Annotated in this window: 9 protein-coding genes; 3 read left to right on the top strand and 6 right to left on the bottom strand. The window is 64.6% G+C overall.

Annotation, left to right across the window (positions count from 1 at the left end):
- From cydB to rpoH, 4 genes are all read right to left on the bottom strand, one after another.
- Positions 1-1,091, bottom strand: a 1,091-nt coding sequence (cydB, locus tag KH616_RS15905; protein ID WP_292247958.1) for a cytochrome d ubiquinol oxidase subunit II, incomplete at its 3' end; no start/stop codon positions are given.
- 37 nt (positions 1,092-1,128) lie between these two features.
- Complete coding sequence (locus KH616_RS15900; RefSeq protein WP_292247957.1) at positions 1,129-2,709, bottom strand: cytochrome ubiquinol oxidase subunit I; 1,581 nt, start codon at positions 2,707-2,709, stop codon at positions 1,129-1,131.
- Complete coding sequence (gene cydP, locus KH616_RS15895; RefSeq protein ID WP_292247962.1) at positions 2,699-2,962, bottom strand: cytochrome oxidase putative small subunit CydP; 264 nt, start codon at positions 2,960-2,962, stop codon at positions 2,699-2,701. The genes KH616_RS15900 and cydP overlap by 11 nt, the downstream gene beginning before the upstream one ends.
- Positions 2,963-3,283: 321 nt before the next feature.
- Complete coding sequence (rpoH, locus tag KH616_RS15890) at positions 3,284-4,219, bottom strand: RNA polymerase sigma factor RpoH (protein ID WP_292247954.1); 936 nt, start codon at positions 4,217-4,219, stop codon at positions 3,284-3,286.
- 362 nt (positions 4,220-4,581) lie between these two features.
- Here rpoH and KH616_RS15885 point away from each other — a divergent pair, with 362 nt between their 5' ends.
- Positions 4,582-5,148: an acyloxyacyl hydrolase gene (locus KH616_RS15885; RefSeq protein ID WP_292247953.1), complete on the top strand. Its 567-nt coding sequence runs from the start codon at positions 4,582-4,584 to the stop codon at positions 5,146-5,148.
- Positions 5,149-5,193: 45 nt separating this feature from the next.
- Positions 5,194-5,577 (top strand): nuclear transport factor 2 family protein, encoded by a 384-nt coding sequence (locus KH616_RS15880; protein ID WP_292247951.1) that lies wholly within the window; start codon positions 5,194-5,196, stop codon positions 5,575-5,577.
- Positions 5,578-5,715: 138 nt separating this feature from the next.
- Here KH616_RS15880 and KH616_RS15875 read toward each other — a convergent pair whose 3' ends face one another.
- Together KH616_RS15875 and ybiB are read right to left on the bottom strand one after the other, a co-directional pair.
- The gene (locus tag KH616_RS15875) at positions 5,716-7,362 is read right to left on the bottom strand and encodes a 2-isopropylmalate synthase (protein ID WP_292247960.1); all 1,647 of its coding nucleotides are present in this window, start codon (positions 7,360-7,362) and stop codon (positions 5,716-5,718) included.
- A 385-nt stretch (positions 7,363-7,747) separates the two neighbouring features.
- Positions 7,748-8,731, bottom strand: coding sequence for a DNA-binding protein YbiB (gene ybiB, locus KH616_RS15870; RefSeq protein WP_292247950.1), 984 nt, complete (start codon positions 8,729-8,731; stop codon positions 7,748-7,750).
- Between the two features lie 240 nt (positions 8,732-8,971).
- On the opposite strand from ybiB, the gene maiA reads away from it, so the two are divergent.
- Positions 8,972-9,616 (top strand): maleylacetoacetate isomerase, encoded by a 645-nt coding sequence (gene maiA, locus KH616_RS15865; protein WP_292247948.1) that lies wholly within the window; start codon positions 8,972-8,974, stop codon positions 9,614-9,616.
- Position 9,617: the final 1 nt, after the last annotated feature.

The following is a 9,617-nucleotide window of genomic DNA, read 5'->3' as shown; positions in this document are numbered from 1 at the left end:
GGATCGAGCGACGACGGCATGATGAACGGAAACATCGAGAAGCCCGCGGTCAGGATCACGAAGACGGCGAACAGCATCACCTGCAGCGTCATGTGGCTCGATGTCGAGTCCCACACGGTCAGGCTGCTCTTCGGATCGAGCGACGACGGCATGATGAACGGAAACATCGAGAAGCCCGCGGTCAGGATCACGCCGGCGATCATCAGGCCGGTGCAGACAAACGCGGTCTTCTCGAGGCGCGAGCCCGCGAGCAGCATCGCGAGCAGGCCGCCCGCGATGCCGGCGACGGGCGCCGCGATCATCCACGGATACTCGCCGTAGTTCGCGAGCCAGAGGCCCGAACCCGCGGCGACTTCCTTGAGCAGCGGGTTCGCGACGGTGTCGGTCGGTACCGCGCGCGTGATGTGGAAGCCGCCGACATAGCTGGCGATCAGCGCGCCGGCGAGGGCGAACAGCACGACCGCGAGCAGCGCCGACACGCGCAGCGCGATGGATGCGCGCTGCGCGATCACGCCGTCCGTCTTCAGCTTGATGAACGCAGCGCCGTGCGCGATGAGCATCATGAGGCTGACGAGGCCGCAGAGCAGCGCGAACGGGTTCAGCAGCGCCCAGAAGCTGCCGTGATAGGTCACACGCAGATCGGAGTCGAACTGGAACGGCACGCCTTGCAGCAGGTTGCCGAACGCGATGCCGAACACGAGCGCCGGCACGAAGCCGCCGATGAACAGGCCCCAGTCCCAGCCCGCGCGCCAGCGCGGATCGGTCCGCTTGCTGCGGTAGTCGAAGCCGACCGGCCGGAAGAACAGCGCGAACAGCACCAGCAGCATCGCGAAGTAGAAGCCGGAGAACGACGCCGCATAGACGAGCGGCCAGGCGGCGAACATGGCGCCGCCGGCGGTGATCAGCCATACCTGGTTGCCTTCCCAGGTCGCGCCGACGGTATTGATGACGATACGGCGCTCGTCGTCGGTCTTGCCCAGGAACGGCAGGAGCGCGGTCGCGCCCATGTCGAAGCCGTCGGTGAGGGCAAAGCCGATCAGCAGTACGCCGACGAGCAGCCACCAGATCAGCTTGAGCGTTGCATAGTCCATAGCGATTCCTTGTTCTGTTTCGGGGGCGTCCGCGCCGTTACGCGGCGACACGCTCGGCGTCGATCGCCTGTTCGTGGTGATAGCGGCCGGTATGCAGAGCCGACGGGCCGAGGCGCGCGTACTTGAACATCAGCGTGATCTCGATGATGAAGAGCGCCGAGTAGAACAGGACGAAGCCCGCGATACTCAGGTGCAGGTCGGTCGGCGTGAGGCTCGATGCGGACAGGTGCGTCGGCAGGATGCCGGCGATCGTCCACGGCTGGCGGCCCAGTTCGGCGACGACCCAGCCGAATTCGACGGCGATCCACGGCAGCGGGATTGCCCACACGGCGTAACGCAGGAACCAGCGGCGGTTGCCCTGCAGCAGTTCGCGGCGCGCGCAGAACCAGAACGCGGCGACAAAGGTGGCGAGGAGCAGGACGCCGAGGAACACCATGATCCGGAACGAGAGGAATACCGGCGCGACAGGCGGGATCGTCTTCTTCGCGGCGGCCTTGATCTGCTCGGGCGTCGCATCGGTCACGGCCGGGGTGAACTGCTTGAGCATCAGTCCGTAGCCGAGATAAGCCTTGTTGTCGTCGAACAGCGCGCGGGTCGCGGCGCTCGTGTCGCCCGCCTTGATCTTCTGCAGCGCGCCGTACGCGATCATGCCGCTCTGGATGTGTTCCGCGCTGCGCTTCTCGAGGTCGCGCAGGCCGATCACCGGTTCGTCGATCGAGCGCGTGGCGATCAGGCCGAGCGCATACGGGATCCGGATCGCATAGTCGGTGCGCTCTTCCTTCTGGTTCGGCAGGCCGATCACCGTGAAGGAAGCGGGCGCCTTCTGCGTTTCCCATTCCGATTCGATCGCGGCGAGCTTCATCTTCTGCACTTCGCCCGTCGTGTATCCCGATTCGTCGCCGAGCACGATCACGCACAGTGTCGCCGCGAGGCCGAAGCCCGCCGCGACCGCAAACGAGCGCAGCGCGAATTCGGTGTCGCGTTTCTTCAGCAGATACCACGACGACACGCCCAGCACGAACATCGCGGCCGTCACGTAGCCGGCCGACACGGTGTGCACGAACTTCACCTGGGCGACCGGGTTGAACAGCACGCTGGTCAGGCTCGACAGCTCCATGCGCATCGTCTGGTAGTTGAACTCGGCGCCGACCGGGTTGTTCATCCAGCCGTTCGCGACGAGGATCCACAGCGCGGACAGATTGGAGCCGAGCGCGACGAGGAAGGTGACCATCAGATGCTTGACCTTCGACAGGCGATTCCAGCCGAAGAAGAACAGGCCGACGAACGTCGATTCGAGGAAGAACGCCATCAGGCCTTCGACCGCGAGCGGCACGCCGAAGATGTCGCCCACATAGTGCGAGTAGTACGACCAGTTCGTGCCGAACTGGAATTCGAGCGTGATGCCGGTCGTCACGCCCATCGCGAAATTGATCCCGAACAGCTTGCCCCAGAACTGGGTCATGTCCTTGTAGACCTGCTTGCCGGTCATCACGTAGACCGCTTCCATGATGACGAGCAGCCACGACAGACCGAGCGTGAGCGGCACGAACAGGAAATGGTAGAGCGCGGTGATGCCGAACTGCAGTCGTGACAGATCGACGACTTCGCTACTTATCATGTTGGTCTCCCTGGGAAGGAACGGGCGCCGGCACCGAGAGCAGCTTCTCGGCGACGGCGGCAGGCGGCAACGACATATGCGCGGCCTGCGGATGATTGAAGAATGCGTATTTGAGTGCCGTCAGCAGGGCCAGCTTGACGATCAGCACGACGGTGATGTCGCGGGCCAGCGTGGGGCCGCGCGACCACGCGACGATGCGGCCGCGCCAGCCGGGCGGCCGGAGCGGCGCTTTATTGATCGGGATCAAGGCCATCATCCTGAATAAAGATAAGAAGGCGGATTCGAGGCGACTGAATGTCGGCGTTATGGCGGCTGCTCATCAGCGGTTAATGCTTTTGCGCCGTGCCGATTAATTTTAAGGTGCGCCCTTTGTTGCGCCGAGGCCCTGACTGCGGCACTCCGTCGCTTATTGCGCGTGAAAATTTGAGTTGGATCAATGCTTTATGGAAATGCCGGGTTGGCGGCGGAATATCCGATAAAGCCGGCCGATAAAACCTGTCGATTAATCGACGAAAAAAAACCCGCTGCCGGTCGGCAGCGGGTTGTCGGTGATGCGACGTAAATCGGTGGCGATTTACGCGTATTGGGCGAGTGCCCCTCGCATTTTCTTCATTGCGCTCGCTTCGATCTGACGAATGCGTTCCGCCGACACGCCGAATTCCGCAGCGAGGTCGTGCAGCGTCGAACCGCCCGAGCCGTCGTCGTCGACATTCAGCCAGCGCGCCTCGATGATGCGGCGGCTGCGGGCGTCGAGTGCGTCGAGTGCTTGCGAGATGCCGTCCGTCTGCAGCATGTCGCGTTGACGCGCGGCGAGCACGGCGGTCGGCTCGTTGTGCGAATCGGCGAGATACGCGATCGGTGCGTAGCTTTCCTCACCGTCCTCGACTTGCCCTTCGAGTGCGATGTCGCCGCCCGACAGACGGGTTTCCATCTCGGCCACGTCTTCGCGCTTGACGTTCAGTTCCTGCGCGAGGCCGGCGATTTCGTCCGGCGTCATCGCCTGCGCGCCCTTCTTGTGGCTGCGCAGGTTGAAGAACAGCTTGCGCTGCGCCTTCGTCGTGGCGACCTTCACCATGCGCCAGTTGCGCAGGATGTATTCGTGGATCTCGGCCTTGATCCAGTGGATCGCATACGACACGAGACGCACGTTCTGCGCCGGGTCGAAACGCTTCACCGCCTTCATCAGGCCGATGTTGCCTTCCTGGATCAGGTCGCCGTGCGGCAGGCCGTAGCCGAGGTAGTTGCGGGCGATCGAGACGACGAGCCGCAGGTGCGACAGTACGAGACGGCGAGCCGAGTCGAGATTGTTCTGCTCGCGGAATTCGGTTGCGTATTGACGTTCTTCCTCGGCCGTCAGCAACGGGATACGATTGGTTGCCTGGATATAGGCGTCGATGTTGCCCAGTTGGCCCGGCAGCATCGATTGGGTAGCGAGTGCAAACGAGCCCGCCGAGTCGGCCTTAGCGGACGCCGGGCTCAAGGTATTCGGGAGGGTCAGTGCGTTACTCACGTAGAAAAACTCCTTTGGAATCAGGGATGAACCCCGGTTTCGGATGATTCCGTGGTCAATCTTAGCACTCCAGCCAATTGAGTGCTAATTCCTTAGAGGGTGTACGGGCTTGTGAGTTCCCGTTTTCTATCAATTTTGTGGTTTCGATAGTCAAAGCAAGATCGGCGGCGTGGCGACCGGTTCCGTAACCCATTAATTTTCTTGAGAATTTGGGAGGCGATTCCGATTTTTCCGGCTTCCGAGGCAAACTATTTCGATTCATGATGCCGATCGGAAAAGTCCTTTACCATACCATTCTGTCCGCTTGAGTCTGACCGCGCGCGGCGGCGGGCTCCATTCAACCCACGAAGTTGGAGTGTCAGATGAACAACAAGAACGATCGGCGGAATAGCCGCCTTGCGGTTCACGCAGTATTGGCGGCGGCATTGCTGGGCGGGTCGGGGGCGGCATGTGCGGATCGATGGGGGATCCAGGCGGCCGGCGGTTTCTCGGATCGCCACGGCGTCGACAAGGGCGATCTCGGCGTCGTCTGGGATCCGGAGTGGACCTGGTGGGAAATCGGCGGCTGGCACTTCGCGTTCGTGGTGGAAGGCCACGTCGGCTACTGGCACACAGGCGGCAACATCCACAGCAGCATCTGGGAAGCCGGCGCGACGCCGGTATTCCGCTTCATCAAGAGCGCCGGGCAGGTTCGCCCGTTCGTCGAGGCCGGTGCGGGCGTGCGCGTACTGTCTCATCCGACGATTTCGACAGACTATTCGATGTCGACGGCATTCCAGTTCGCGGACATGGTCGGCGTCGGCGCGCAGTTCGGGCAGCGGCAACAGTACCAGGTGGGCTACCGCTTTCAACATGTGTCTAACGCGGGTATCAAAGAGCCGAATCCTGGTATAAATTTCCACCAGTTCTATCTGCAGTACAACTTCTGATCCGCACGCCCGCGCACGGCGTGCGCGTTGCCGAGGAGCAGGGCGATGACGAAGGTGATCCATGCGATTCGCGCACTCGAGCGCGATCGGTTCCGGGCGATGGTGGAAGGCGACGGCGAGGCGCTCGACGCATTGCTGTCCGACAAGGTGTTCTACGTTCACACCAACGGCAAGCGGGAAACGAAGCAGCAGTTCATCGACGCCATCGCCGCCGGCCGCCGCCGCTATCGTCAGATCGAGATCCAGTCGCAGGACATCCTGCCGGTCGGTGACGAGACCTGTCTCGTCACCGGACGCGCATTGATCGAAATGGAAACGAACAACGGCGGCCTCGTGTTTCCGATTGCCTATACCGCCGTGCAGGCGCAGGAAGGGGGACACTGGCGCCTGCTTGCCTGGCAGGCGACGCGGTGCGCGACCGAGACATGAGTGCGCGTGGCATTCGTTTTCGTGTCCCGTCCGAAGCGGCCTTCTGGGCCGCTTTTTCTTCGCCCGCGCGGCGCGGATTGCGCGCCCGCGCGGACGGTCTTGCACCGCTCGCTGACGTTGACGTGTCGACGCGGGCGGTCAGGCCGCCGCGCGATGATCGGCGCAGTGCCACGCCGAGCGGTTGATCGCGCTGACGATCGCATCGAATGCGGCGGTCGTGGCGTCGGTGTGCATGCCGGCACCGTGGCGCAGCGGCGCGCCGCCGACGCGGCAGCCTGCGAATACCGCCGTGCGCCCATCCGCGGCTTGCACGGATACACATGAATCGATCACGACCGTCACGCCCGCCACGGCGGCGAATGCCGCGGCGGCGCGCTCGGCCGCATCGGCGGGCGTCGCATCCGCCGCGACCGCGCAGGCGATTTCACGGTTCTCCCAGCGTGCGGCGTTCCCGCTGCGCGCGGCCGGACCGTCGGTCTCGAAGAATTCGCGGGCAAACAGCGCGCAGATCGCGTCGCCCGGCACTTCCTCGCCGGACCGGTCGGCCAGCGTCTGCACCGCGTGGCTGAATTCGATCTGCACGCGGCGCGGCGGCGTGACGCCCAGGCCGCGTTCAAGCAGGAACGTCGCGCCGCCCTTGCCGGACTGGCTGTTCACACGAATCACCGCGTCGTAGCTGCGGCCGAGATCGGCCGGGTCGATCGGCAGATACGGCACTTCCCAGATCGCATCCGGGCGTTGCTGCGCGAAGCCCTTGCGGATCGCATCCTGGTGCGAGCCGGAGAACGCGGTGAACACGAGGTCGCCTGCGTACGGATGGCGCGGGTGCACGGAAATCCGGTTGCAGCGCTCGACGATACGGCGCACCGCGTCGATGTCGGAGAAGTCGAGGCCGGGGTCGATGCCTTGCGTATAGAGATTGAGCGCGAGCGTGACGAGATCGACATTGCCGGTGCGTTCGCCGTTGCCGAACAGGCAGCCTTCGATGCGGTCGGCGCCGGCCAGCAGCGCGAGTTCGGCTGCGGCGACGGCGGTGCCGCGGTCGTTGTGCGGATGCACGGACAGCACGATGCAGTCGCGAAAGCCGAGGTTGCGGTCCATCCACTCGATCTGGTCGGCGAATACGTTCGGCATCGCGGCTTCGACGGTCGCCGGCAGGTTGACGATCATCCTGTGCTCGCGGGTCGGACGCCAGGTCTGCGAGACCGCGTCGCAGACCTCGCGCGCGAACGGCAGTTCACTCATGCTGAAGGTCTCGGGCGAATACTGGAAGGTCCAGTGCGTGCCCGGACGTGCCATCGCCTGTTCCTTGACGAGCCGCGTGCCTTCCACCGCAAGCGCCTTCACCTCGTCCTTCGACAGCCCGAACACCATGCGGCGGAACGACGGGCAGATCGCGTTGTACAGGTGCACGATCGCGCGTGGCGCGCCTTCGAGCGCGTCGAAGGTGCGGGCGATCAGGTCTTCGCGCGACTGGACGAGCACTTCGATCGTCACGTCGTCGGGGATGCGCTTTTCGTCGATCAGCTTGCGGACGAAATCGAAGTCGGTTTGCGACGCCGACGGAAAACCGACTTCGATCTCCTTGAAGCCGATCGCGACGAGCATCTCGAAGAAATCGAGCTTCTGCTCGATGCTCATCGGCTCGATCAGCGACTGATTGCCGTCGCGCAGGTCGGTGCTCATCCAGACCGGCGCGTGCTGAATCGTGCGGGTCGGCCACTTGCGGCCATTGATGCGGACGGGTTCGAACGGACGGTACTTCTCTTGCGGGTTGCGCTTCATCATCCAGACCTCGGGTCTCGAGTCGCGAGCGAAGACGAACGGCATGAGCGGTGGTTGGCGCTGCCGCGCATCGTCACGCGGGCGGCGTTCGGATGCGGATGTTCTTCGCGATTCGGCCGACGGATAGACGGACGAAAGCTGACGACTTCGGGTTGTAAAAAACTGCGAGAAAGGTGCTGCGGGGAACTGCTGGGGAGGGACCGTGCGGATGGCACGGCGCCACGACAGCCTTAGGCTAGTCGTAGCGATAGCGGCCGCGCTAGGCGGCCGGAGGTAATTCGGAAGGTGTTCGGAAAGGAACGCATGGCAACAACTCTATGCCAACCCGCCCGTGTGTGTCAAATGGGGCGCGCGGGCGCCGGGATCCGGTGCACGCTGCGGGGATCTACGCGTCGATGCGGGTAATGCGCACGATCGTCTCGACCTGACGCGCGATGGTGTCCGGCACTGGAAGATCGCCGCGCAGCACCGCGTCCGTCCATGCGGCAGTCGTCGCGGCGTCGCGCGACTCCGGCAGGTCGACGGGCGGCGCGTCGGGCGACGAGCGCTCGGCTCCGATCAGCGTGTCGCAAACGCCGTCGTGCAGCCAGTCGACCTGCACCTGCCGCCGCGTGTCGGCGACCGCTTCGCCTTCGGTGCCGCGCGCGAGCAGCGCGCCGCCGCGCGCCGCGTCCGAATGATCGCGGAACAGTTGCGCGAGACTGTCGCGGTAAGGCGGATGCGTATAGTTGACGAGCCGCAGCCCTGCGGGCTCGAACGGCTGCAGGATCTTCACGAGCGTATGCGTCGAATTGCGCACGCCGAGCACGCGGCGCAGCGACAGCAGGCGCGCGAGCTGCGGCGCGAGTGCCGCGATCGGCGCGAACGCGACGCGGCGCTCGGCGAGCATGTTCTCGATCGCATCGTGCGATGCCGACGGCAGGATCGACAGTTCGGAAAAAATCTCCGCACTCGTCACGCGGCCCGGATCGTGCGTGACGCCGTGCACGAGCACCGGCACGCCTTCGCGCGCGAGCAGCAGCGCGAGCAGCGGCACGAGGTTCGGCTGCTTGCGGGCGCCGTTGTAGCTCGGGATCGACACCGCGCGAAACGTGCCGCCCCGCACGTGGACCGGCTCGAACGACGCATGCGCGGCGGCCAGCATCGCGGCCAGTTCGTCGGCGGTCTCGCCTTTCAGGCGGTAGGCGATCAGGATCGCACCGAGTTCGAGATCCGGCACGCGACCGTCCAGCATCGCGCGATACAGTTCGAACGTGTCCTCCGCGGACAAGGCGCGTGCGCCATGCGGACCGCGCCCGATCTCCTTGATGAAGCGCGCGCAGTGGAACGGTTCGGCCGCATGCGCGGCGAGGTCGTGGGAGTCGGTCATCGAAACGTGTGGGTGGCGGCCGGCGTCGCATCGGCGAGCGGCCGCGCGGTGTGATGTGAGGAACCCACTGAGTACCGCATTCGCCGGGTTCTTGCAAGCGCGCGGCGGGCGCCCGGCCGGCAGCGGCGCTACACTCACGATCCGGGCGACGTGCGCGCCGGCCCCGGCGGCGACCGCCCCATGCGACGCGTGCGGCCACGCGCGCCGGTGCCCGCCGGTCACGACAACGAGAGACAACCGATGAAGCTCTACAGCTATTTCCGCAGCTCCGCCGCGTATCGCGTGCGAATCGCCCTGAACCTGAAGCAGTTGCCGTTCGACTATGTGCCGGTGCATCTGTTGCGTGACGGCGGCCAGCAGTTGCAGGACACGTATCGTGCAATGAGCCCGGATGCGCTGGTGCCGACGCTGATCGACGGCGACGTGCCGCTGCAGCAGTCTCTCGCGATCATCGAGTATCTGGAGGAGACGCATCCGACGCCGCCGCTTCTGCCCAAGCAGCCGGTCGATCGCGCCTACGTGCGGGAGATCGCGCTGCAGATCGCGTGCGAGATCCATCCGCTGAACAACCTGCGCGTGCTGAAATATCTGAAGCACATGCTGCAGGTGCCGGAAGACGCGAAGAACGACTGGTACCGTCACTGGATCGAGTCGGGCTTCGCGTCGCTCGAAGCGCGCCTCGCGAACGATCCGCGTACCGGCAAGCTGTGCTTCGGCGATACGCCGACAATGGCCGATATCTGTATCGTGCCGCAGGTGTTCAATGCGCATCGCTTCTCGATCGAGACGGCGCACTATCCGACGATCCAGCGGATCTACGAATACGCCTCGACGCTCGATGCTTTCAAGGCAGCCGCGCCGGGCGTGCAGCCCGACGCGGAATGAC

Source organism: Burkholderia sp. (genome assembly GCF_018375725.1).
GTDB lineage: Bacteria > Pseudomonadota > Gammaproteobacteria > Burkholderiales > Burkholderiaceae > Burkholderia.
This window is presented reverse-complemented; position numbering and strand designations above follow the sequence as displayed.